This window comes from Paenibacillus sp. GSMTC-2017, from assembly GCF_016019935.1.
GTDB lineage: Bacteria > Bacillota > Bacilli > Paenibacillales > Paenibacillaceae > Pristimantibacillus.
This window is the reverse complement of sequence record NZ_JAECMT010000001.1, coordinates 1,038,232-1,062,126: the sequence shown is the minus strand read 5'-3', so window position 1 is coordinate 1,062,126 and position 23,895 is coordinate 1,038,232. Positions and strand designations below refer to the sequence as shown.

Annotated in this window: 24 protein-coding genes and 1 other annotated feature; of the genes, 21 read left to right on the top strand and 3 right to left on the bottom strand. The window is 42.5% G+C overall.

Annotated features, from left to right (window positions below; translation table 11 throughout):
* Positions 1–112: 112 nt before the first annotated feature.
* Complete coding sequence (locus I6N90_RS04995) at positions 113–343, top strand: hypothetical protein (RefSeq protein WP_197934363.1); 231 nt, start codon at positions 113–115, stop codon at positions 341–343.
* Between the two features lie 58 nt (positions 344–401).
* Here I6N90_RS04995 and I6N90_RS04990 read toward each other — a convergent pair whose 3' ends face one another.
* The 3 genes from I6N90_RS04990 to I6N90_RS04980 form a co-directional block, all read right to left on the bottom strand.
* A complete protein-coding gene (locus tag I6N90_RS04990) occupies positions 402–1,619 on the bottom strand; it encodes an alpha/beta hydrolase family protein (protein ID WP_232242533.1) in 1,218 nt (405 codons plus the stop codon).
* 454 nt (positions 1,620–2,073) lie between these two features.
* Positions 2,074–3,423, bottom strand: a complete 1,350-nt coding sequence (locus tag I6N90_RS04985; RefSeq protein ID WP_197934361.1) for a sensor histidine kinase — start codon at positions 3,421–3,423, stop codon at positions 2,074–2,076.
* Positions 3,420–4,097, bottom strand: coding sequence for a response regulator transcription factor (locus I6N90_RS04980; protein ID WP_197934360.1), 678 nt, complete (start codon positions 4,095–4,097; stop codon positions 3,420–3,422). The genes I6N90_RS04985 and I6N90_RS04980 overlap by 4 nt, the downstream gene beginning before the upstream one ends.
* Before the next feature lie 201 nt (positions 4,098–4,298).
* Positions 4,299–4,540 (top strand) — a binding site (T-box leader).
* A 57-nt stretch (positions 4,541–4,597) separates the two neighbouring features.
* On the opposite strand from I6N90_RS04980, the gene I6N90_RS04975 reads away from it, so the two are divergent.
* From I6N90_RS04975 to I6N90_RS04880, 20 genes are all read left to right on the top strand, one after another.
* Positions 4,598–7,240: a valine--tRNA ligase gene (locus I6N90_RS04975; RefSeq protein ID WP_197934359.1), complete on the top strand. Its 2,643-nt coding sequence runs from the start codon at positions 4,598–4,600 to the stop codon at positions 7,238–7,240.
* A gap of 29 nt (positions 7,241–7,269) precedes the next feature.
* Positions 7,270–8,661 carry a bifunctional folylpolyglutamate synthase/dihydrofolate synthase gene (locus I6N90_RS04970; RefSeq protein ID WP_197934358.1) on the top strand — a complete coding sequence of 464 codons (1,392 nt, stop codon included), beginning with the start codon at positions 7,270–7,272 and terminating at the stop codon, positions 8,659–8,661.
* Positions 8,662–8,668: 7 nt separating this feature from the next.
* Entirely contained in the window at positions 8,669–10,069 is a 1,401-nt protein-coding gene (gene murC, locus I6N90_RS04965) for a UDP-N-acetylmuramate--L-alanine ligase (RefSeq protein ID WP_197934357.1), read from the top strand.
* A gap of 147 nt (positions 10,070–10,216) precedes the next feature.
* Entirely contained in the window at positions 10,217–11,587 is a 1,371-nt protein-coding gene (locus I6N90_RS04960; RefSeq protein ID WP_197934356.1) for a hypothetical protein, read from the top strand.
* A gap of 61 nt (positions 11,588–11,648) precedes the next feature.
* Entirely contained in the window at positions 11,649–11,891 is a 243-nt protein-coding gene (locus I6N90_RS04955; protein ID WP_197934355.1) for a DUF4321 domain-containing protein, read from the top strand.
* Between the two features lie 51 nt (positions 11,892–11,942).
* A complete protein-coding gene (locus tag I6N90_RS04950; RefSeq protein ID WP_197934354.1) occupies positions 11,943–12,581 on the top strand; it encodes a Maf family protein in 639 nt (212 codons plus the stop codon).
* Between the two features lie 56 nt (positions 12,582–12,637).
* Positions 12,638–13,327 carry a RadC family protein gene (radC, locus tag I6N90_RS04945; RefSeq protein ID WP_197934353.1) on the top strand — a complete coding sequence of 230 codons (690 nt, stop codon included), beginning with the start codon at positions 12,638–12,640 and terminating at the stop codon, positions 13,325–13,327.
* Positions 13,328–13,368: 41 nt separating this feature from the next.
* A complete protein-coding gene (locus I6N90_RS04940; RefSeq protein WP_197934352.1) occupies positions 13,369–14,397 on the top strand; it encodes a rod shape-determining protein in 1,029 nt (342 codons plus the stop codon).
* Between the two features lie 58 nt (positions 14,398–14,455).
* A complete protein-coding gene (mreC, locus tag I6N90_RS04935; protein ID WP_197934351.1) occupies positions 14,456–15,319 on the top strand; it encodes a rod shape-determining protein MreC in 864 nt (287 codons plus the stop codon).
* Positions 15,316–15,840 carry a rod shape-determining protein MreD gene (mreD, locus tag I6N90_RS04930; protein ID WP_197934350.1) on the top strand — a complete coding sequence of 175 codons (525 nt, stop codon included), beginning with the start codon at positions 15,316–15,318 and terminating at the stop codon, positions 15,838–15,840. The genes mreC and mreD overlap by 4 nt, the downstream gene beginning before the upstream one ends.
* Before the next feature lie 62 nt (positions 15,841–15,902).
* A complete protein-coding gene (gene minC / locus I6N90_RS04925) occupies positions 15,903–16,571 on the top strand; it encodes a septum site-determining protein MinC (RefSeq protein WP_442950942.1) in 669 nt (222 codons plus the stop codon).
* A 3-nt stretch (positions 16,572–16,574) separates the two neighbouring features.
* Positions 16,575–17,366, top strand: a complete 792-nt coding sequence (minD, locus tag I6N90_RS04920; protein ID WP_197934348.1) for a septum site-determining protein MinD — start codon at positions 16,575–16,577, stop codon at positions 17,364–17,366.
* A gap of 7 nt (positions 17,367–17,373) precedes the next feature.
* Entirely contained in the window at positions 17,374–18,525 is a 1,152-nt protein-coding gene (locus I6N90_RS04915; RefSeq protein ID WP_197934347.1) for an FtsW/RodA/SpoVE family cell cycle protein, read from the top strand.
* Positions 18,526–18,690: 165 nt separating this feature from the next.
* On the top strand, positions 18,691–19,677 hold the full coding sequence (locus I6N90_RS04910) for a M23 family metallopeptidase (RefSeq protein ID WP_197934346.1): 987 nt from the start codon (positions 18,691–18,693) through the stop codon (positions 19,675–19,677).
* A gap of 46 nt (positions 19,678–19,723) precedes the next feature.
* Entirely contained in the window at positions 19,724–20,551 is an 828-nt protein-coding gene (locus tag I6N90_RS04905; protein WP_232242531.1) for a M50 family metallopeptidase, read from the top strand.
* Positions 20,552–20,589: 38 nt separating this feature from the next.
* The gene (locus I6N90_RS04900) at positions 20,590–21,837 is read left to right on the top strand and encodes an Rne/Rng family ribonuclease (protein ID WP_232242530.1); all 1,248 of its coding nucleotides are present in this window, start codon (positions 20,590–20,592) and stop codon (positions 21,835–21,837) included.
* Between the two features lie 168 nt (positions 21,838–22,005).
* Positions 22,006–22,317, top strand: a complete 312-nt coding sequence (gene rplU / locus I6N90_RS04895; RefSeq protein WP_197934344.1) for a 50S ribosomal protein L21 — start codon at positions 22,006–22,008, stop codon at positions 22,315–22,317.
* 12 nt (positions 22,318–22,329) lie between these two features.
* On the top strand, positions 22,330–22,665 hold the full coding sequence (locus I6N90_RS04890; protein ID WP_197934343.1) for a ribosomal-processing cysteine protease Prp: 336 nt from the start codon (positions 22,330–22,332) through the stop codon (positions 22,663–22,665).
* A 46-nt stretch (positions 22,666–22,711) separates the two neighbouring features.
* A complete protein-coding gene (gene rpmA / locus I6N90_RS04885) occupies positions 22,712–23,023 on the top strand; it encodes a 50S ribosomal protein L27 (RefSeq protein WP_197934342.1) in 312 nt (103 codons plus the stop codon).
* 126 nt (positions 23,024–23,149) lie between these two features.
* Positions 23,150–23,887, top strand: a complete 738-nt coding sequence (locus tag I6N90_RS04880) for a Spo0B domain-containing protein (RefSeq protein ID WP_197934341.1) — start codon at positions 23,150–23,152, stop codon at positions 23,885–23,887.
* Positions 23,888–23,895: the final 8 nt, after the last annotated feature.

The window sequence follows — 23,895 nt, the reverse complement described above, 5'->3', positions numbered from 1 at the left end:
AGCAGCTGAGATAGCCGCTGAATAGTAGGAGTATTTATTCAATAATGTGCTGAGCTTACGCTCCGTGATATAATCATAAGTAGAAAAAGAATCAGCTAAGGAGAATCATCGAATGAATAGTATATGGGAATTAATTATACCTGTAATCGTTATCGCTTCAGCCTGTGCTTATATGGCTGCAAAACGAGGAAAAAGCCCATTGGTTTGGTTCGGTCTCGGCCTTTGTCTAAATGTGATTGCATTAGCTATTATAGGTGGCACACCCTACACAGATGGCTCACGTAGAGATCATTGGGGATCTAAAGCGAATAAAGAAAGTGGCGTTTCACTCGACAAGTCATAAAATAATTAAGGGGTTATGATGTGTTTGTGCTAAGCCACTTTTTCAAGTGGCTTAGTGACTACTCGTCCTCAGCAAACAAAGAACTTGCAAATTTCATCTCAGGATAATTACTATTTGGTCCCTCAAGTAAACCTCCGCCTTTGTTTTTTAGGTGCTTATTGAAAAAATCCAATGTATATTCATTTATAATGGAGGCGGATCTTTTTGGATTTATTGCTCCAGTTATCTTCAGTGATTGGAGAATGGGAGAATAAAATTGCAAATCGGCAAAATTATAGTGCTGTGTATTCTCAATGTATAGAATATGACCACCATTCTTCGCTACTTTCTTAAGGTGTTCAATTTGATATTGTACATTTTTAACATCCTCCGCAGATTCTTCTCGTGTGGTTCCCATGGCTTGTAGTTCTTCATCTGTATAATCGTATTGTTGTCTAGCTTTATTATATAAATCAAACGCCCCTTCCGAGAAAATAAACATAAACGGTTTTGTGATGCCCTCTCTATCTTTGTAGCGATAAAGCGATCCGTCCAAATCGATTCCCGCTTTGATTCTACTATCATAGGATGAGTCATATGCTGCAGCACCTCCAAAGGAATGACCAAATATTCCTATGTTAGTAAGATCCAATTTTTCTTTAAGTACACTGGGAATTTGACCAGAATTAATTTTCTCCAGTTGATCGATTGTAAATGTAACATCTTTTGTCCAAACGCTCCCTACCACGTCACGATAGTTAGTTTCACCAATCAAATCTTCATCTGTTTTCATAGTTGTTGTTTTTCCGTCTGGAAAAACGGTTGCAAATGTACTGTATGTATGGTCGATTGAAGCAACAATATAACCGTGACTAGCAAGGTTCTCAGCCTGAGATGTATGATACGTTTTGGATGATCCATAACCGTGATTCAAAATTATTAAGGGGTATGGGGGACTTGAAGTTGAAATGTCGGAATCTTGATAGGAATGGCTCGGAATGTACTTGAGGTATTCCATAAACATTGTTGGAATCCCAAACATTTTTGCAATGGGATCTTCGGGAAGCATTTTATTGCTATTGGGCATAAAAGGAGAATTTTTTCCATTCCCATTTTGTGCAGGGTACCATACTTGAACCATCAATTCTCGCTTGCTGTTTTGTTTCTCATCGAAAATCTCATCTCGGTTTTTATCAACAAAATGAAATGTTTGCGTGCCTATCGAATGGGGACCGGTCGGTTCAGGTAGTTTAAAAATAGGAAAAGCGTACATGAATCCTGCAGTTGCAAGCAACAATATAGCAGTTAATACATGAGTAGAAAATGACAATAACCATGTTGCTTTTCGATAGGTAGGTTTGAAATAGCGATAAACAAAAACGGCTAAAGATGCGATGGTGAAGCAATACGGGAATAGAAGTTGTATCCTATAACCCTCTACCATCAAATGAACGGTGAAAATAGTTGTGCTGATCGCGTTTGCTACGAATAACCTAATCTGAATGTGGTTCTTTGAAAAGATCCATAAAAACAGTAAAGCGACATTAGAAAGTAGTAGCAACAACTCAAAAAGTCTCATTAACATTCCCCCAAGATAAATTTTTCTATTAACAATCTCAATGTAGTGTGCGAATGTGAATGGGCCATGACGCGAATATGAACGGAATATGAACAAGAACAAAAAACAACCTCTTGAAACGGGATAAGACCGTCCAGAGGTTGTTTTGGCATGCTTTAGGGAATGAAGTGAATTATTCGGGCATGATGGCATTTGGCAAAATGACTTCAAAAGTCGTTCCTTTACCAAGCGTGCTGCTTACCTGGATTCGGCCGCTGTGCAGCTCAATAATTTTTTTTGCGATAGCAAGCCCGAGTCCGCTGCCTGTTCGTGATCTGTTGCGTGATGGATCGGCTTTATAGAAGCGTTCAAAAACATGTTCCATATTTTCCATTGGGATACCAATACCAGTGTCAACGATTGTAACGATTATTCCATCTTTTATGCTACTCATGTTAATGTAAATGGTACCTGCTTCAGGCGTAAATTTAATCGCGTTTCCGAGAAGATTGGTCCAGACTTGGCTCAATTGATCATAATCGGCAGTGGTGTTGATGATTGGAAGTTCTAACTCGATGGTGATGCCTTTTTCAGACCATTGTGGCTCCAAAGCGACTACTATCTTACGAATTTGCTCGTCAAGCGCAAATGTTTTTAGTTCAAGTGGATGATACTTTGACTCTAGCGAGGCTAGTTGAAGCAGATTGTCACTGAGCCGTGATAGTCGTTCGCTCTCTTCAGCAATAATGTCGAGGTAACGAGCATTATTTTCACTTGAAACAACGCCGTCACGTAGTGCCTTAGCAAATCCGGTAATAGAGGTGAGCGGTGACTGCATTTCGTGGGAAACGTTGGATACGAAGTCTTGCCGCATCTGTTCAATTTGTTTCAACTCCTTCGCCATCCGGTCGAAGCTTTGTGCAAGTGTACCGAGTTCGTCTTTACGACTCAAGTTCAGTGCGACCTCGAAGTCACCACGAGACATCTTTTCCGTAGCCGCTGTCATGGTGCGAATCGGCTTGATGAGGAACCGAGAGGCGATCAGGAAAATAAGGCTGCCTGCGCTGAATATGATCAGCAGAAAAGTAATCAACACCTTGGGCAACGTGATGAGGTCGGTGAAAACAGGCATGATGAACAATGCATAGATCTCGCCTTTAATCATAAAGGGCTGTCCAATAACCCCTTCGTCAAATATAATTGTTTCGCCATTTAGTACTTGAGCGATTTGTTGCGGGGTTGCAGTAATAGCTGTAGTGGAGTTTCTGGCGTGCAGTGCGACAATATCTCCGCTCGTTCCTACAATACGGATGGAATAGTATCGCAATGCGCGAACGTTGTTGCGTAGTGAGTTGATGTCTTGATTAGTACTATTGATATAGGTATCAATAAGATCATTTGCCACTAAAGTCGTTTCGTCCCGTACTTCTTTTGCTAACTGTTTCTCGAAAATAGTTGATGTGGCAATAAATGCGATCGCCAGCCCAACAATAACCGCCATTAGAAAGATAAAAACGACGCGGACATAAAGCGACCGGATCATCCTCTTACCTCAAGGCGGTAACCTAGACCACGTACAGTCTCAATTTGAAACTGACAGGCATCACCTGCAAACCGATCGCGCAATCTTTTGATATGGACATCCACCGTACGATCATCTCCATCGTAACCGTACCCCCAAATTTGTTCGATCAATTGGTTTCGCGTGAGAATCTGCCCTGGATAGCTGGCGAGCTTGTATAACAGCTCGAATTCCTTTAATGGCAATGTGAATGATTCGTCACCGCGCGTTACTTTATACGCTTGTTTGTTCAATTGCAGCATCCCCAGATGGATTGTCTGGGTCGACGTGATGCGATACCGCTTCAGTAGCGCCTTTACCCGCATAACTAATTCCAGTGAATCAAATGGCTTGGTCACATAATCGTCGGTCCCAAGTCGGAATCCTTTCACTTTATGGGCAGGCTCTCCTTTAGCGGATATCATCAACAAAGGTAAGTCTGGATACATCGCGCGAAGCAGTCTGCATAGATCCCAGCCATCCATTTCTGGCATCATAACATCGAGAATGACGAGATCAGCCTGCACGTTTTTAATAAGCGATAGCGCGGCTGCGCCATCCTCCGCCTCAGTCACTTCAAATCCTTCACTACGTAAATAGACGCCGATCAATTCGCGGATGTGCATATCGTCATCTGCTACTATAATATGGGCCATTCGGTTTCCCCCTCTATCGTCTGAACGGAAGGGAGTTCAAACAATTCCATTTATTATATCAGTCGCTATAAGTCCGAACAATTAATGATAGGTGTATTGTTATGAATGTTTTGGAGGACTTAATCGCGTAAACACTCGGTATTGTAGCGTAGTAGGTTGACTCAAATGATGAACAAAGGTATGATTAGACATATATATGTTTCAACAACGTTGAAGGGGAATAGTGCGCAGCGAGCCTTCAGAGAGTGGAACCGTTACGCTGAGAGGTTCTGCAGGATGTGACTGCATACGGGTCGCCCCGGAGTTGCCTGATTGAAACGTGAGCGGCTAGCGCTCCGTCTAGATTAGGCCGGTAGCAGCCGTTATCTGTTCGAGTGCCGTATGATCTAAATTTCATGCGGAACAAAGGTGGTACCACGGAAGCTTGACCTTTCGTCCTTTATCAATAGGACGAAAGGTTTTTTTGTTTGTTTAGAACGACTTGTGGAGGATGGAAACGAATGTCAGATAACGAAATCAAACCGGCAATGCCAACGACGTATGATCCAAAAGCGGCAGAACAAAAGTGGTATGATTACTGGGTTAAAGGTAATTACTTTGAAGCAGGCAAACGTCCTGATGCAGAAACGTATACGATTGTTATTCCACCGCCGAACGTTACCGGAATGCTGCATATCGGCCATGCGCTTGATTTTACGTTGCAAGATATTTTGATACGTACCAAAAGAATGCAAGGTTTCGATACACTTTGGCTACCTGGAACCGATCATGCAGGAATAGCTACTCAAACGAAAGTTGAGCAGAAGCTTCGTGAACAAGGACAGACCCGTCACGATCTAGGCCGCGAAGCGTTCCTTGAGAAAGTATGGGAATGGAAGGATCAATACGCGGATACTATTCACGAGCAATGGGCTAAGATGGGACTTTCTTTAGACTATTCAAGAGAACGTTTCACATTGGATGAAGGTTTGTCAAAAGCCGTACGTGAAGTATTTGTTAAATTGTACGAAAAAGGTTTGATTTACCGCGGTAAAAAAATCATTAACTGGGATCCGGCAGCTCGTACAGCTCTATCGGATATCGAGGTTGAGCATAAAGAAATTAACGGACATTTATACCATCTGCAATATCCGCTAAAAGATGGCTCGGGACATATTACAGTTGCAACTACTCGTCCAGAAACGATGCTTGGGGATACTGCGGTTGCAGTACATCCAGAAGATGATCGCTACAAACATCTCATTGGCTCGATGATCGTATTGCCGATTATAGGAAGAGAAATCCCTATTATTGCTGACGAGTATGTAGAAAAAGAGTTTGGTTCTGGTGCAGTTAAAATTACTCCGGCACATGACCCTAATGACTTTGAGGTAGGTGCAAGACATAACCTTCCACAAATTATCGTTATGGATGAATCAGGAACGATGAATGCTGATGCAGGACCTTATCAAGGTATGGATCGTTTTGATTGCCGTAAACAGCTAGTTAAAGACTTGCAAGAACAAGGCGTTTGCGTGAAAATTGAAGATCATTTGCATCAAGTTGGACATAGCGAACGTTCTGGTGCCGTTGTTGAGCCGTATTTGTCAACACAATGGTTCGTTGCTATGAAACCTCTTGCAGAAGCGGCAATTGCAGCGCAGAAATCAGGTAAAGGTGCTAAGTTTGTACCAGATCGATTTGAGAAGGTTTATTTGAACTGGATCGAAAATGTACATGACTGGTGTATTTCCAGACAACTATGGTGGGGCCACCGTATCCCAGCTTGGTTTGATGATGCAACTGGCGAAATGCATGTATCGCGTGACGATATGGCAGGAGATCATTTACGCCAAGATAATGATGTTTTGGATACGTGGTTTAGTTCAGCGCTTTGGCCGTTCTCAACACTTGGCTGGCCGGACGAAACAAACGATTTGAAACGTTTCTACCCAACAGATGTGCTCGTTACGGGCTACGATATTATTTACTTCTGGGTTGCACGTATGATCTTCACCGCACTAGAGTTTACGGATGAAATGCCGTTTAAGGATGTTCTTATCCATGGCCTCGTTCGGGATAAAGACGGACAGAAGATGTCGAAATCGCTTGGAAATGGTATCGATCCGCTTGACATTATCGAGCAATACGGTGCCGATGCGATGCGTTTCATGATTTCGACAGGCAGTACGCCAGGGCAAGATTTGCGTTTCCGCTTAGAGAAAGTGGAACAGGCTCGCAACTTCGCGAACAAAATATGGAATGCTTCACGTTTTGCGCTTATGAACTTGGAAGGTTTCCGTGCGGAAGACATTAATATCGACGTGAAGCTTGGAACAGCGGATCGTTGGATTTTACATCGTTTAAATGAGACTGTTCGCGACGTTACTCGTCTAATTGACGGTTACGAGTTCGGAGAAACGGGTCGAGTTCTTTACAACTTCATTTGGGACGATCTTTGTGACTGGTACATCGAGTTCTCGAAACTGAGCTTGAATGGAACAGACGAAGCGGCTAAGCGGGCAACTCAATCAGTTATTGCTTACGTATTGGATCGCACACAACGTCTCATTCATCCGTTTATGCCTTTCATTAGTGAAGAAATTTGGCAACATCTACCGCATGAAGGCGAGACGATAACTCTTGCTCCATGGCCAACGTATGAAGCAGCACTTGAAGCTCCTGAAGCAGTGAAAGAAATGGAATTGCTTATGGAAATGATTCGCTCCGTACGTAATATCCGTGCAGAAGTAAACGTGCCTATGAGTAAGAAAATCGAATTGCTCGTGAAACCAGCGGGAGAAGCAGAAGCGGCTATTTTGTCCCGTAATGAAGAATTTATTAAACGTTTCTGTGGAACTTCAATGCTAGAGACGGGTATTCATATAAGCGCTCCAGATAAAGCGATGACTGCAATTCTCACGGGTGTTGAACTTTATTTGCCATTGTCAGGTTTGATTGATATCTCACAAGAGATTGCACGTCTTGAGAAAGAACATCAAACGTTGACTGCTGAAGTGGAGCGAGTGGAGAAGAAGTTAAGTAATGAAGGCTTCGTTGCTAAAGCTCCTGCTAAAGTCATTGATGAAGAACGTGCTAAGATGAATGACTATGCGGAGAAACGTGATAAAGTGTTGGCCAGAATCGCTGAATTACGCGGTTAATAGCCCATAGCGGAAGAAGGTAACCATAGATGACAGAGCTTACTAATAAACGGGAGCAAGGGGAATCAAATACGCTTCCCACCTATCAGTCTGCTGTAGATTGGATAACAGGGCTTATACCATTTGGTATTCGCCCTGGTCTCGATCGCATTAACGAGCTGATGGAGCGACTTAATAATCCCCATAGAAGACTAAAGTTCATTCATGTTGCAGGTACGAATGGCAAAGGTTCTACCTGCGCTTATTTGACAAGTGTACTTGTAAAAGGTGGCTACGATGTAGGTACATTCACATCGCCATATATTACTAAATTCACAAACCGCTTTCAATACAATGGTCAAGACATTGAAGAGGAAACACTGCGAACTCTTGCTAATGAATTGAAACCACATGTGGAGGCAATTGCTGATACAGAGCTTGGATCACCTACGATGTTTGAAGTTTCTACTGCACTTGCTATTCTTTATTTTGCAAGAGTTGTATATCCTGATTACGTTGTTTGGGAAACTGGACTCGGCGGACGGATGGATGTTACGAATATTGTTCATCCTGTTCTATCGGTTATTACGAATATCGGTCACGATCATATGGATCGCCTTGGAGATACGCTGGAAGCAGTTGCGGAAGAAAAAGCAGGTATTATTAAACCAGCTGTTCCTGTAGTCAGCGCTGTAACACAGCCTGAGGTTATAGAAGTTCTGAAGCGCAGAGCGAGCGAAAGAAAAAGTTCATTGTATCTTTTGGGTGAACAATTTAAAGAGTTGCCGATATCGATAAAAGAAGATGAGCAGACATTCCGCTTTGAAGGGTTGTTCCGTACCATTGAACCTATCACGATTTCGTTGAACGGTGCACATCAACGAACAAATGCTGCTGTAGCTGTTATGGCTCTTGAAGTGTTACGTCAATACAACGCTTTGGTCGTAGAAGATGAGGTTCTTCAAGCTGGTATGCTTGGAACGGCATGGCCTGGAAGACTAGAGATGCTCACGAAAGAGCCTCGTATTCTAGTTGATGGTGCTCACAATCCAGAAGGTGCAGAGATGCTCGCTGATGCCTTAAAACATACATACAGCTATGATCGCCTTCATCTTATGATGGGAATGCTCGAGAATAAGAATCATGAAGATACCTTTAAGCATATACTACCAATAGTGGATACGCTTATTTTAACTGAGCCCGATTATCGGATGAAGAAAGAAGCGCAGGAGTTAGCAGAAATTGTGCAGGGAATGCGTAAAGATATACCAAATGCCAAACCTTTCGAGCTTATTGTGGAGAAGGATTGGAAACAAGCATTAAACAAATTACAACAGTTAACCGGGGATGGAGATCTTGGGGTCGTGACAGGTACGCTATATTTAATAGCAGATGTGCGCTCCCGCTTATTGTACAACTCGGATTCTGAAAAAGGTTGGTGAACCGTCTTTGAATACGGCAGAACACGTTCATTTCATCGGAATCGGCGGTTACGGAATGAGTGCCATTGCACGCGTAATGCTGGAGATGGGCTATAAAGTGACAGGCTCCGATGTCGCAAGACAAGAGTTAACAGAGAAGCTTGCAGCAAAAGGGGCCGATATATATATCGGTCATCAGCCAGAACATGTGAGAGGTGCAGACCTCGTTGTTTATTCGACTGCACTTACAAGCGATAATGTGGAGCGTAAAGCTGCAGAAGAGCTGAACATTCCTGTTTTACATCGTTCACAGATGCTGGCAAGATTAATGAATGCAGGCAAAGGTGTAGCGGTTGCCGGAGCACATGGCAAGACGACGACATCATCGATGATTGCTCTTATTATGGAAACTTGCGATGCAGATCCTACTTACATCATTGGCGGCGAGATCGTTAACGTTGGTACGAATGCTAAAGCTGGTAAAGGTGAATATGTAGTAGCGGAAGCAGATGAAAGTGATGGCTCTTTCCTTCAATATCACCCGATGATAGCGATTGTTACAAACATAGAACCAGATCACTTAGAAAACTATGATGGCGATTTCGAAAAGTTAAAATCGGCATACGTACAATTTCTTCGCCAAGTGAAAGAAGGCGGCAAAGCGATTGTATGTGCTGACGATGAAACCGTTCAGGAGTTGCTACCTAGAATCTATTCGGATGGTACTGAAATAGAAGCTTCACAGCTTTTGACGTATGGTATTCATGATAACGCCAACTTCAAAGCCGAAAATATCGTTTTGGGAGATCGCAAAGTTTCCTTCGACCTTCTCCAAAATGGAGCATTATTAGGAACGATTGAACTGTCCATTCCTGGACTGTACAACGTTTATAACGCTATGGCAGCAGTCATTACTTGTCTAGAATCTGGTCTCTCCTTCGATAAAATAAAAGGAGCAATCAAGTTGTTCCGCGGTGCGAAACGTCGCTTCCAAGTGCTTGGTGAAGTCAATGATATTCTTGTTATCGATGATTATGCTCACCATCCGACTGAGATTCAAGCAACGATTAGTGCAGCAAAAGCAACAGGAAAACGAATTATCGCTGTATTCCAACCTCAGCGGTATACTCGGACCTTTTTCCTATTCGAGCAATTTAGTAGAGCTTTCCCTGAAGCAGACCAGGTTATTATTACCGATATTTATTCACCTGCGGGAGAAAAACAAATTGAAGGAATTAATTCAAGCAAACTAGTTGAACTGATTCGCAATAACAGCAATGCTAGTGCTGAATATATTCCGACAAAAGAAGAAGTGCTTGAAGTTTTGAAGAAACGTGTTGTTCCTGGTGATCTCGTTATAACGATGGGTGCAGGAGATATTTGGAAAGTCGCAGATGCACTGGCTAAGACGCTCCAATCAGAACAATAACGAATATAAGATAAATAGGGCGGAGCTGCGTATACTATACGCGGCTTCGCTTCTTTGTGTCTCTATACTTTCTCTCACAAATCTCGTCATAACTCTCTCTGCGAATTCATAGACTAATAGCAGACACTAGGACGAGGAGAGATGGACATGAATCCAAATAATCGGATCACGTATCGATTCGACCATAAAGGTAAGCAGGTAGCTAAGCAAGTTGAAAAAGGGATAATTACTTCAGAGAAAGTAACTAACCAAGCACCAATAAATAACGTTGTACCCTTATATTCTACAAACGCTACGAATCTTATAAATGAAATCCATCCTTGGGACAATTCCTATCAAGATGAGCTAGGTGCTCTTGAGCAACTGATAAGAGAGTCAGGTCAACATACATCGGAAGTTAATGATCATTACATTTCGAATAAACGTGGAAATAACGTCACCGACACGACGACTCCGCTACCCCGGATTGAAATTAACGATGTATGGAATGAGCATTGGAGTAAGCAACAGCCGTATGTAGAAAAATCGATTGTTTCTTCTGGAAAAAGATTCGAGCGGTCGCAACCATTCTACGATGATGAGATCTTAAATGAAGAGGTTCAAGAAAAAAACTCTAATGGACCCTCATGGTTTAACGTATTTTTATCAGTTGCAGCAGCTTTGGCAACGGGAGTATTGTTCGGGTATCTTATTTTGTCTCTATTTGTAGGAGGAGACATATGGCCGAGCGGGAATCAAGGAGATGAATCTACTCCTGTTACTTCGGATAAAAGTAACGGTGTAGCCATTGATGAGATCGTAAATTTACCTCTTTCTGAGGGGCAGGGTGATAAATCAGGTGGGCAAGCGGAATCATCAGCAAATGGTGAATCTAAACCTGCAACCTCGATTAGTTTTGGGGGAGCAAACTATTCGTATATACTGCTTCAGTATGGTGTCTTTAGCCAAACTGTAGGGCGAGACGAAGCAATCAAGCAATTACAAACAAAAGGCATTGCATCAGCCTCGACTCAAGTGGGGGAGAAGTTTCCTGTATACGCTGGTATTGCATCGGATAGTACTGAGGCGACTACTTTAGTTGCACAACTTCCTGGACTTGAGGTTTATAAAAAAGAAGTTGTCGTTCAATTGCCGGACAAGCTGACCTTTAGTGGTAGTAAAAACGACGCTACTCGTTATTTTGAAGGGACAAACGATCTTATTGCATCATGGTCATCTCTTATTAATGCTCAACTAGAGCAAGTCACATTGTCACCATTAAGTGAAGCAGCTTCATCCTCTTGGCAACAGAAATTTAAGCAATGGAGGGAAAGCGCAGCGTTAATGAAAGAAGGTACTGTTGATAAAAAAGGGATAGTTTATTTGAATAAGTTAAATCAATCTATCGAGAACGCAGCAACTTCCATGTTAGATTACGATAAACAAACGAAGAAATCGCATCTTTGGACGACACAATCGGAACTTATGAATGCTGTACTTTCGCAAAAAGAATGGTTTGAGTCTATGAGCGCATTGTAAAGAGATGATATCCTGCGTATAATAGAATTAGGTGTCATCTCGTGGCGAAAGGGATTGAACGATGAAGAAAAATGGATGGATCCTTTTCTTATTTATCGTACTAGGACTGGTTGGTGGAGCACTGTTAGCTCAGTGGTTCGAAACAGTTCCAGGTATTTCTTTTTTAACAAAACCAATAGTAACGTCTTGGTCACCCGCTGTTGATCTGTATGTGCTCAGCTTTGATATGACGATTAAGCTTCAAATAAGCTTGTTCAGCATTTTAGGTGCTGCTTTAACGATTTGGCTATATCGTAAAATGTAGTTTGACCATTCATACAGTCACAGAAGGTTTGCTTAAGGAGTCGAAATTCGAATGGAATATCAACCAAATGAACATGAACCGATAAGCCGAATAGTATTGGCTTCATCGTCGCCGCGCCGGAAGGAACTGGTCGCATCTCTCGACCTTTCCTTGCCGGTTTATATTTTGTCCACCGATGCGGATGAAACGGTACAAGCTGACTGGTCTCCGAGAGATGTAGTAGAGAAGCTAAGTCTTCGTAAGGCTGAAGCGGCAAAAGCAATTCTACTGAGTCAGGTTGATAGTGAAAAGAGCTACTCTGATCTCATCATAGCGGCAGACACTATAGTTGTCCTAAATGGTGAAATTTTGGGTAAACCGCAAAGTGATGAAGAAGCGATTGAAATGCTGACGAATCTTCAAGGCAAACAACATGATGTTTATACTGGTATTGTTTGCATAGCAAACAGCTCCGGTAAGATGCATATCTCGCACCGTAGAACTAAGGTGAAAATGAAGCCTTTAAGTGCTGAACGGATTAAAAGATATGTAGCTACTGGGGAGCCAAGAGACAAAGCAGGTTCATATGGTATTCAAGGATTAGGATCTACTCTTGTAGAAGAAATAGACGGATGTTATTTCAACGTAGTGGGACTGCCGCTATCGCTTCTATCGGACATGCTTGAAACATATGGAATCAATACGATCTAATTTACAAATAATGATGATATTGGGTTAAAACTCCTAATAAAAGGCGAGGTTGGGACATGCAACCGCAATCAACGAATATGCGAGATGTCCCCCATGAAGAACGTCCAAGAGAGCGCATGATGCGATATGGGGCAGAGGCACTTAGTCATGCAGAATTGCTGGCTATCCTATTACGAACGGGAACACAACGCCAATCAGCTATTCATTTGGCGGGATCAGTATTGAAGCAATGCGGTAATTTACGCAATTTGATGGATATGAGTATGGATGAACTTACATCTATACGCGGAATTGGACCTGCCAAAGCGATACAACTGCGAGCGGGAATTGAGCTTGGCAGAAGAATAACGAAAAGTAGATTAGGCGATGTGGTCACTGTTCGGAAGCCTCAGGATGCAGCTGATTATGTGATGGAGGATCTGCGTTATTTGAAGAAAGAGCACTTTGTCTGCTTGTTCCTTAACACAAAAAATCATATTATTGCCCGGGAAACATTGTCAATGGGAACATTAAATTCTTCACTCGTACATCCAAGAGAAGTATTTCGAGCTGCGATTAAATGCAGCAGTGCTTCTATTATTTGTGCACATAATCATCCAAGTGGTGATCCTACTCCTAGCCCGGAAGATATTTCGTTAACGAAAAGACTTGCGGAAGCGGGACAACTTGTAGGCATTGAGGTGCTGGATCATCTTGTGATTGGTGACGGACGATTTGTCAGTTTGAAGGAGCAGGGACATTTGTAATATAATAAAAGGGATTGTCGCAATTAGAAGGGAGCAACAACATGTTTGGGAGTTTTTCGAAAGATTTGGGAATTGATTTAGGTACAGCGAATACATTGGTATTCGTTAAGGGTAAAGGAATTGTTGTGAGAGAACCATCCGTGGTTGCTCTTCGTACAGATACAAAAACGATTGAAGCAGTTGGCGAACAAGCCAAAAAGATGATCGGAAGAACACCTGGCAATATCCGCGCAGTTAGACCGATGAAAGATGGCGTAATTGCTGACTTCGAAACGACTGCAACGATGATTAAATATTTTATCCGTGCTGCTCAAAAGCAACGTTCGCTTTTCCCTCGTCATCCGAACGTAATGGTTTGTGTACCATCGGGTATTACTGCTGTTGAACAAAGAGCGGTAGAAGATGCAGCTAAGCAAGCAGGAGCACGTGAAGCGTATATTATCGAAGAACCGTTTGCAGCTGCTATTGGTGCGGATCTTCCTGTTTGGGAGCCTACAGGAAGTATGGTTGTTGATATTGGCGGCGGAACAACTGAAGTTGCTGTTATTTCTCTTGGAGGCATCGTAACTAGTCGCTCTATCCGTGTTGCAGGCGACGAGATGGACGAAGCGATTATGCAGTACATCAAGAGATTGTACAACCTATTGATCGGAGAAAGAACATCAGAGCAGCTTAAGATGGAAATTGGTTCGGCTCTTCAAATGGATAAGCCAGAAACGATGGAAATTCGTGGTCGTGATCTAGTAACAGGATTGCCTAAGACACTTGCGATTACTTCTGATGAAATTACAGACGCGTTAACAGATACAATTAATTCTATTGTTGAAGCTGTGAAAGTAACATTAGAGAAATGTCCGCCGGAACTTTCTGCAGACATTATGGATCGTGGAATTGTACTTACGGGTGGCGGAGCATTGCTACGTAATCTTGATAAGTTGCTGCAACGCGAGACAGGTATGCCAGTAATTGTTGCGGATAACCCACTAGATTGTGTTGCAATCGGTACGGGTCGTTCACTAGATCATATTCATTTGTTTAAAAGCAGAGGAACAGGTCGCTCAAAACGTTAATTAATATATTTATTACGAACGGATACAGGATGGGCAGGTGGTCGGGCTGTTTAATCTAATGAGAAATAAGCGTGTTTTTATGCTTATGATCGGTTTAATATTGTTCATTGCGATCATCGGCTTCTCGCTAAGTGATCGTAAAGAGCTGACATGGCCGGAGAAAGTTTTGCGTGATACCTCCGGTTATGTACAGCAGTGGTTCTACAAGCCCGCTGGCTATATAGCGGGCTTCTTTGAGGATATTAGAGAGCTGAATGAGCTCTATGAGGAAAATGAGCAACTTAGGCTCACTGCTGCTGCATATGCGAGAGATAAGGCGAATTACAACTTTATCAAAAATGAGAATGAACGGTTGAAGGAAGAGCTTAATTTTACCGAGCAGCAGAAAAAAATGTTTGATTATAATTATCTCATTGCTCATGTTATTTCTGTAAGCAATGATGCAAACAATCGTACGATGAGTATTAATTTAGGCTCCAAAAATGGCATTAAGCCGAATATGGCAGTAACGACGGTTGACGGTTTAGTTGGACTTGTAAGTAGTGTAACTCCATTCACTTCTACGATTATGCCAATAACGGAGCTAAATGAATCTTCACCAACTTTTAATTCTATTGCGGTCACTATAGAGGGTAGAGAAGATGAATCTTTTGGTATTTTAAGTAGCTATAACAAAGATACCGGCAGACTCGTTATGACAAAAATCGCTGAAAATGACAAGATGGTTATTGGTGATACCGTTATAACATCAGGTCTTGGAGGCGTTTATCCACGTGGTATTCGTGTCGGAACAGTTGAAACGAAACAAGTTGGTGATTTTGGTCTAACCTACACAGCAACGATCAAACTTGCTACAAGTTTTGATCATTTGACGGAAGTTTTTGTTGTCCAAGATCCTCAAATGGAGGAGCAGGCGAAATGAGTATGAACCGGATCGTTTGCCTTATGCTGCTTCTATTTGTAATAGAAGGTACACTCATTCCTTGGATTATTCCGGAAGGGTTCGGCGACCGCATCATACCACATTTTATTTTTGTAGTTGTACTATTTTCCGCACTGTATGGTAATCGCCACCAAGCGTTGTTTTTAGGTGCAGGCTTTGGATTGCTGCAAGATATTGTTTATTACGGGCATTTAATTGGTGGACATTTCTTTATTATGGGATTAATCGGCTATTTTACAGGAGTGGTACTTGAACGTAAACGAGTTACCATTATGATGGCGCTCACTGTAATTGGATTTGCCTGTATTCTGTATGATACGACCTTATTTTTTATTTACAAAGTTTTCAGAATTACGAGTGCTGAATATGCATGGGCGCTTATTAATCACATTTTACCAAGCTTGTTCTTACAACTAGCATTTGCGCTAATTATTTATGTGCCTGTAAGACGGATCTTTGAGACGAGAAACAACTCGGTTTCGGAGAAAGACGAGGAATAAATGAACGGTTAATGCAGGAGAACTGGTTAGTCAGCAAGAATTCAATAGGTTGGGGAGGGACGATTGTGACCGAGAAACAACATATTATGATTAAAGGCGTCAAGGAAGGTCTTCTGTTCCTTCTCGATGATCAATGTGTATTTGAAGCATTGTTAGCCGAATTGAAATATAAATTGGAAAAAACTCACCAGCAGTTGTTAACTGGCCCACTTGTGCATATTCAAGTTAAACTTGGAGCTAGAGAAGTAACGGACGAACAAAAGGAGCAGTTAACTGCTATTATTCGTGCTCAGGGCAATCTAATGATTAGCTCTATGGAATCGGAAATACCTTCCGTTGCAACAGAGGTTGATTCTAAATCTAATCCGCATGTCATCACTTCTATTGTTCGTTCAGGACAAACCTTGGAGCATGATGGAGACCTATTGCTAATTGGTGATGTAAACCCTGGTGGCAGTTTGCTTTGTACGGGAGATATATATGTCATGGGGGCATTAAGAGGGATGGCGCATGCCGGAGTAGGTGGGCGACAAGATGTCGTTATCGTAACCTCATTAATGAAGCCGACCCAACTGCGAATTGCAGATGTAGTTAGCAGGCCGCCCGAGGAATGGCTGACAGGAGATGCTGCGATGGAATTCGCATATTTGGCAGAAGGTCAAATGCAAATAGACAAGTTATCGCAATTATTCCGCTTAAGGCATAATCCTATTATGTTTAAAGGAGTGTAGAACATGGGAGAATCGATCGTTATAACATCGGGCAAAGGTGGCGTTGGCAAAACGACTACTGCAGCCAATATCGGTACAGCCCTAGCGCTGCTAGGTAAAAAAGTGTGCTTGGTAGATACAGACATCGGTCTTCGGAACCTCGATGTTGTTATGGGTCTAGAAAATCGGATCATTTATGATCTGGTTGATGTTGCAGAAGGTCGCTGCCGTCTTAGCCAAGCATTGGTGAAAGATAAGCGATTTGACGAGTTGTATATGCTACCTGCAGCTCAAACAAAGGATAAAGACTCCGTTAACCCGGAACAAATTCGTGAGATGATCCTTGAATTAAAGCAGTCACACGATTATGTCATTATTGATTGTCCTGCTGGAATAGAACAAGGCTTCCGAAATGCGATAGCAGGGGCGGATCGTGCAATAGTAGTGACAACACCTGAAAATGCAGCAGTGCGTGATGCGGATCGTGTTATTGGTTTGCTTGAAGGGAGCAAAATCCCTTCCAAACTAATTATTAACCGAATTCGTCACGCGATGGTGAAAAACGGTGAAATGCTTGATATTGATGAAATTTGCCAAGTTCTTGCGATCGACTTGGTCGGTATAGTTCCGGATGATGAAAAAGTTATTTCTGCAGCTAACTCGGGTGAGCCAACAGTTATGAACCCAGCTTCACGAGCGGCGCTAGCATATCGGAATATCGCGCGTCGTATTTTGGGAGATATGGTTCCGCTTATGCTACTCGACGAGAAAGCAGGAGCTTTTAAACGTTTCCGAAAGTTATTTGGAATAGGATGATTGCCTAGTGCTCAATAAACTGAAAAAGCTGGATTGGGGAATTTTAATCATTCTAGCTTGTCTTATGTTGATAAGTACAATTGCCATCTATAGTGCAACAGCCAACGATCCGAATCCAGCTTATCATGGTAAAGAAAAGCAACATCTTATTTATTTCGGATTGGGTTTTATCGTTGCGATTGTTTCTATACTATTTGATTACCGCATCGTATTAAAAAGCTGGTATGTGTTGTATGGAATTGGTATTTCGCTGCTAATCCTTATCTTCTTCATCGGTCAGGAGATTAATGGAGCGAAGGGTTGGTTCCAAGTGGGGCCACTATCTTTTCAGCCCGCGGAGCTAATGAAAATTATATTGATTATCGGCATCGCCTATCTTATGGGCCGAAGGCAAGGTGATCGACTTAACTTTTCGAGTGATATATTGGCAATTGGAGCGTTCTCTTTTTTACCGTTTCTACTCGTAATGATTCAACCTGACCTAGGTAATGCGATTATATACCTCGTTATTGTACTTGGTATGTTATGGATCGGAAATGTGAAATACTCTCATGTCGCGATTGGTCTCGGGGCAGTTATTGCTGGAATAATGTTATGTATGTTCCTGTTTAACACCTATAACACTGAAATTAAAGATTATTTAATAAAAGAGAAAAAAGTTCATTGGTACAATCGTATCAATACGTTCATTAATCCAAGTGAAGCAAGCGCTGATGCCAGACATCAATCTGAAAATGCTCAAATAGCAGTTGGCTCAGGTGGGCTAAACGGTAAAGGCTTGATGGAAGGTGATATGAAAAATGGCGGGTTCGTGCCTTATGCGTATTCTGACTCCATCTTTGTTGTTATTGGAGAAGAATTTGGCTTCCAAGGCTCAGCTGTTTTACTGATGCTGTACTTTTTCCTCATTTATCGGATGATTGTGATCGCCTTTAAATGTTTTGATAGGCGAGCCTCATACATCATTATTGGAATCGTGTCCATGTTCGTTTTTCAAGTATTTCAAAATATCGGTATGATGATCGGTTTAATGCCTATTACAGGCATTACGTTGCCTTTCGTCAGTTATGGTGGTACTTCATTGCTGCTCAATATGGCTTGTATCGGGCTTGTATTTAGCATTAAAGCTCATCAGGAAGTTTATGAGCTTGTTGAATAGTTTATTATGACTAGGCATTGCACACTAGGAGGTTATCTCTTAGCTATGTAATGCTTATTTTATTTGTGTAACTCCTTCGCATACTTGTCTACTTAAACTCATAACTATGTAGTATGAGAACAAGCTCTGGAATAGAGCTTTTGGGAAGAGGCGGGTGGAGATAGTATGGGCCTAATTGATGATGTGAGACAGCGTAGGCACGATAAGATAAGAAGCTTGCTGGATCAATACAATAGCAGTAAGGTTGCAAATGAATCGTTTGAGCAGCTGGGAAAACCGGACGAGCTTCCTTCAAAAAATGGTGAAGACCAGTTTTACGAAGAACCATTCCGATCGCTTCCGACTCAAGTACCAACGGTTCCTGTACGAAATTCGTTTGTATACAACGAGGATAGTTCTCCCGATCCAGAACTGACGTGGAAGCGAAATCCGAACCCATGGGCTGCTTGGGATGATGAGAAGGTCATTAAAGCTTCACAAGGAAGATTTGTGAAGTCGGCACCTAAATTTCATAAACGGGAGGATCCGCCAACAAGTTATTGGCGAAGACTACGTAAGGAACTCATATGGAAAAGTGTGATTTCTGTTATTCTATTTGGTTGTGTGTGGGCGATGTTTCAATATAATGAAACGTGGACTGTTAAAGGACAATTTTTTGTAAAACAGGCTTTAACAGATGAAATAGATTTTGCTTCCGCAGCGTTGTGGTACAAGGAGGTATTTGCTGGAGCACCTTCATTTATTCCTATATTTGGAGAAGAGTCAGGAGATGCAACACTTGTTGATGGAACAATTAAAGCGGCTACCCTTTCTCCGCTTTTGGATGCGTCCATCATTCGTTCGTTCGCTGATCTTCTAAGCGGAGTTGAACTCGCAGGGATATCCGAAGAGCAAGTTGTAGCAGTGGAAACAGGTAGAGTTATTCAAGTATCAGAACAACAAGACAGTATTCTTATTCAGCATGCTAATAACCGAATAACGATTTATGGAAAGCTTGGCTCAGCCAAGGTTGCGGTAAATGATTGGGTCGTAGCAGGTGACGCGATTGGTCATTTGAAGAAAGCAAAGGAAGGCGAGCCAAGCTTACTGTATTTTGCGATCAAACAAAATGATCGATATTTGGACCCGTTGGACGTGATACCGCTTGATTAAATGGCGAGGCATCGTTTGGTCAATACACCCCCTGTTTATCATTGTTATGATGGCATCAGTTATGACCGGTTACTTTGTTGAGTTATTAACATTGTTTGTTATCGTTTTAGTACACGAACTCGGGCACGTTGTTGTGGCTCGTAACTTTGGCTGGACGATAAGAGAGGTGAAATTACTTCCTTTCGGCGGTGTAGCTGAAGTGGAAGAAGCAGGCGGGATTTCGGCAAAAGAAGAGGCATTAGTCGCGATTGCGGGTCCTCTGCAAAATGTTTGGATGGGCGCACTTGCATGGGCTTTTGGTGCATTAGGGTTATGGGATACTCAGTGGAGTGAATATGTCGCACATGCTAACGTAATGATTGCAATGTTCAATTTGCTACCCATTCATCCGTTAGATGGAGGGAAGTTGCTTCATGCATTTCTTTGCTATTGGCAAAATTATTATCGAACTTTGCAGTGGACAGCTCGGATCAGTTTGTTATTTAGTGGATTAATGATCGCAGCGGCATTCGAACCGTTAGTTATGGAAGGAAAAGGTTTGCAGTTAAATCTTCTGTTCGTAGGTGTATTTCTATTGATGACTAATTTGACGTATAGCCGCAATATTCCGTTTCTCTTCTATCGATTTCTGACACATCGAGTGAGGGCTTCAGAAGTAGCGTTGCAAATAGGAAAACCGGTGAGTCCAATAATGGTAAGTGGGAATCAATCTATTTTGTCTGTTGCTCGACTATTTAGAAGGGGACATTATCATATCGTCTATGTAATAGAACGGGCTGCAGATGATTTGCAAGTTTTGCCCGAACAGACAATCGTCGACGGGTGTTTGTCAGGACTTAACCCCCACCGTGCAGTAACGGAACTTTTCAGTTAAACTATAAGAAAAGTATCCTTGGGGAGGAGAATCTGGTCATGAAGCAAATGCTGATGCATGTAGAAGGGGATATGCTACAAACGGCAGTTCTGCATGACGGGAGGCTCGTTGAATTTTTTATGGAGCGTTCTGGCGGAAGCAGTCTAGTAGGTAATGTGTACAAAGGAAGGATTGTTAATGTTCTTCCCGGTATGGGGGCCGCATTTGTAGATATTGGTCTTGGGAAAAATGCCTTTCTCTATATTGATGATATGCTTCATCCACATGTGGACAAGCAGCCTCAGAATAAACCGGATATCGGAGATGTTGCAAAGCCAGGGCAAGAACTTGTTGTACAAGTTATTAAAGATCCTTTAGGCGGCAAGGGCGCGAGAGTGACGATGCATTATAATTTGGCTGGCCGCTGGCTCGTCTATATGCCATATGCAGATTATGTAGGTGTTTCCAAAAAGATTGGTAGTGAAGCGGAACGTGAGCGTCTCCGTTTAATAGGGGAAAAACTCAGATTAGATGAAGAAGGCATAATAATGCGGACTGCAGCATCGGGCGAAGGGGAAGACGCACTTACAGCGGATGTTTCTAAGTTGAGGGATCTTTGGGTTACGATCAAGTTAGGTAGCTCAAAGGGCTCAGCTCCACAATTACTTCATAGCGAAGCGGGTTTGCTCCATAGAGCAATCAGGGATACGCTTACGCTCGATATGGATGAAGTATGGATTGATTGTAAGACCAAGTTTCATGAAGCTTCTAAACTTTTACACGACATGACACCGACACTTAAAGAAAAACTTAAATTGTTTGAGCAGCGTGGTGCAAGCGGCATGTATCAACAATTTAAAGTATCTGAACAGATTGTTACAGCATTTTCAAAACGTATTCCGATGATGAATGGCGGCTATCTAATATGGGAAGAGACAGAGGCGCTTACTGTAATCGATGTTAATACGGGCAAATACATAGGAACTGATAATTTAGAGGATACGGTTTTTCAAACTAATATAGAAGCTGCTGAATTAATTTCACGCTTGCTCCGTGTCAGAGATGTAGGTGGCATCATTATCATCGATTTTATCGATATGCAGCGGGAAGATAGCAGGCAGAAAATTTTGGTCAGTATGACCGATGAAGCGAAGCGTGATGGGACAAAATGTACGATTGTTGGTTGGACAAGGCTTGGTTTAATGGAGTTGACTCGCAAAAAGGCGAGAGAAAATGCTATTCAACAACTGAAAGAAAGCTGTAAAGTGTGTAATGGTACAGGTAAACAGTCTGCTATGAGGATTTAGGGGTTGTATAGAGCCTATTAATATGATAGACTGATTGGGTGTGTGTTTCGTATAGGTATTTATAACGAGCATGCAGGTACCGCTCCGATCGGGTATTTAAGCGCATTGGCAATAGCCGATTGCCACCTAAATTAGGCGAGTCTTCGAAAACAAGGAGGTGCACCAACTATGTTCGCAATCATTGAAACAGGCGGAAAGCAATACAAAGTTCAGCAAGGCGATGTTATCTACATCGAGAAACTGGATGGAGGCGAAGGTGAAAACGTAACTTTCGACCGCGTATTGGCAGTATCCGGTAAAGACGGATTTGTAACAGGAACTCCACTTCTATCTGGAGCTACAGTTACTGGCAAAGTCGAGAAACATGGCAAAGGCCAAAAAATCATCGTCTACAAATACAAAGCCAAAAAGAACTATCGCCGCAAGCAAGGTCATCGTCAGCCTTACACGAAAGTAACAATCGAGAAAATCCAAGCGTAAGAGGATTTTATTATGATTACAATTACAATCGTTAGGAATGACAGTGATAAGCGCATCGTATCATTCGCGGTCGTAGGACATGCTAAATATGCGAAGCCCGGCAAAGACATCGTCTGCGCCGGCGTGTCGACCGTATCGATCGGCACGGTAAATGCAATAGAAACGTTGGCGGGTGTAGAGCTTCCCGCTAAGATGAAGGACGGTTGGTTGTCTTCGGACATTCCTATCCTGCCGGATGCTGATGCAGACGGACGGATGCAATTGCTTCTTGAATCGATGGTGGTTATGCTCGAGACTATCGCTAAATCATACGGTAAGTATGTCGTTATACATGAGCAGCTTCGCTGAAGCTGCTCATCGACAACGCAACATTTAAGGGAAGGAGTGATACACCATGTTGAAACTGAATCTTCAGCTTTTCGCATCCAAGAAAGGTGTAGGTTCCACTAAGAACGGTCGTGACTCTCAGTCGAAGCGTCTAGGCGCTAAACGTGCTGACGGTCAAGTCGTTTCTGGAGGAAGCATCTTGTTCCGTCAACGCGGAACTAAGATCCACCCAGGTACTAACGTTGGTATCGGCAAAGACGATACTCTATACGCTAAAGTAGACGGAGTAGTTAAATTCGAACGTTGGGGTCGCGATCGCAAAAAAGTGAGCGTATATCCTGTTGTTCAAGCTCCAGTAGCTGCAGCAGTAGAAGCATAAATAAAACAAAAGCCCCGGCCGGCATTGCTTGGCTCGGGGCTTTCGTTATATTTAGGCTGATGACCGTAAACGGGAACCATGGTATACTGTATACGGTGTGAATATCGAAGAAGGTAGGTTCTTGGAATGGGACGCTTTACATCAGCGAAGCATTATGTTGCAGCATCTATCTTGATCCCAGCCGGCGCGGCGTTAGTGTGGCCAAGCAATAGTTGGATCACGATCCTAATGATACTTTGGCTAGTTCTAGCTGCCATGTTTTGGATTCGAGCAGAGCGCAAAAACAACCAAGAGCGAATGACCAGGACGATTCAAGCTATGCAAAGTTCGAGTATACGAACATTAAATCACCACCGTCATGACTGGATGAACGATTTGCAGGTGCTATATGGCTATGCAAGATTGGGCAAACTGGATAAGACGATTCTATATGTGGAAAAAATAAAGACAAGAATGGCTGTGGAGACCGCAATTGCGAAGCTCGGTGTGCCGTCCTTGATTAGTTTTATTCAATCTTTCCGAACGATAACAAACTCGCTTGCGCTTGAGGTCGAAATTCAAGATGAACTTAATATAGGTGAGATGTCGATTGATGCGGAAGGAATTGCAGAGACACTTATACATATAATAAATGCTTACCGTTTCGCTGTAAAAGCGGGTAACGGTGAATTATCAGTTCTTAGGCTGGAGCTAAGCGCGGATGAGGATGCGCTATATGCGGCATTTTATTATGAGGGTGAGCTCATGAATGAGCAGCAATGGAACAAAAAAATCAAGCAGCAGTTGGAAGGCGCGCCACTGAAGCAAGTGGGCTCCGAGCAGTCCTTTTCCAAAGTGCTGTTAAGAGCGGAAATGAGCGCTTGAACGGAGGC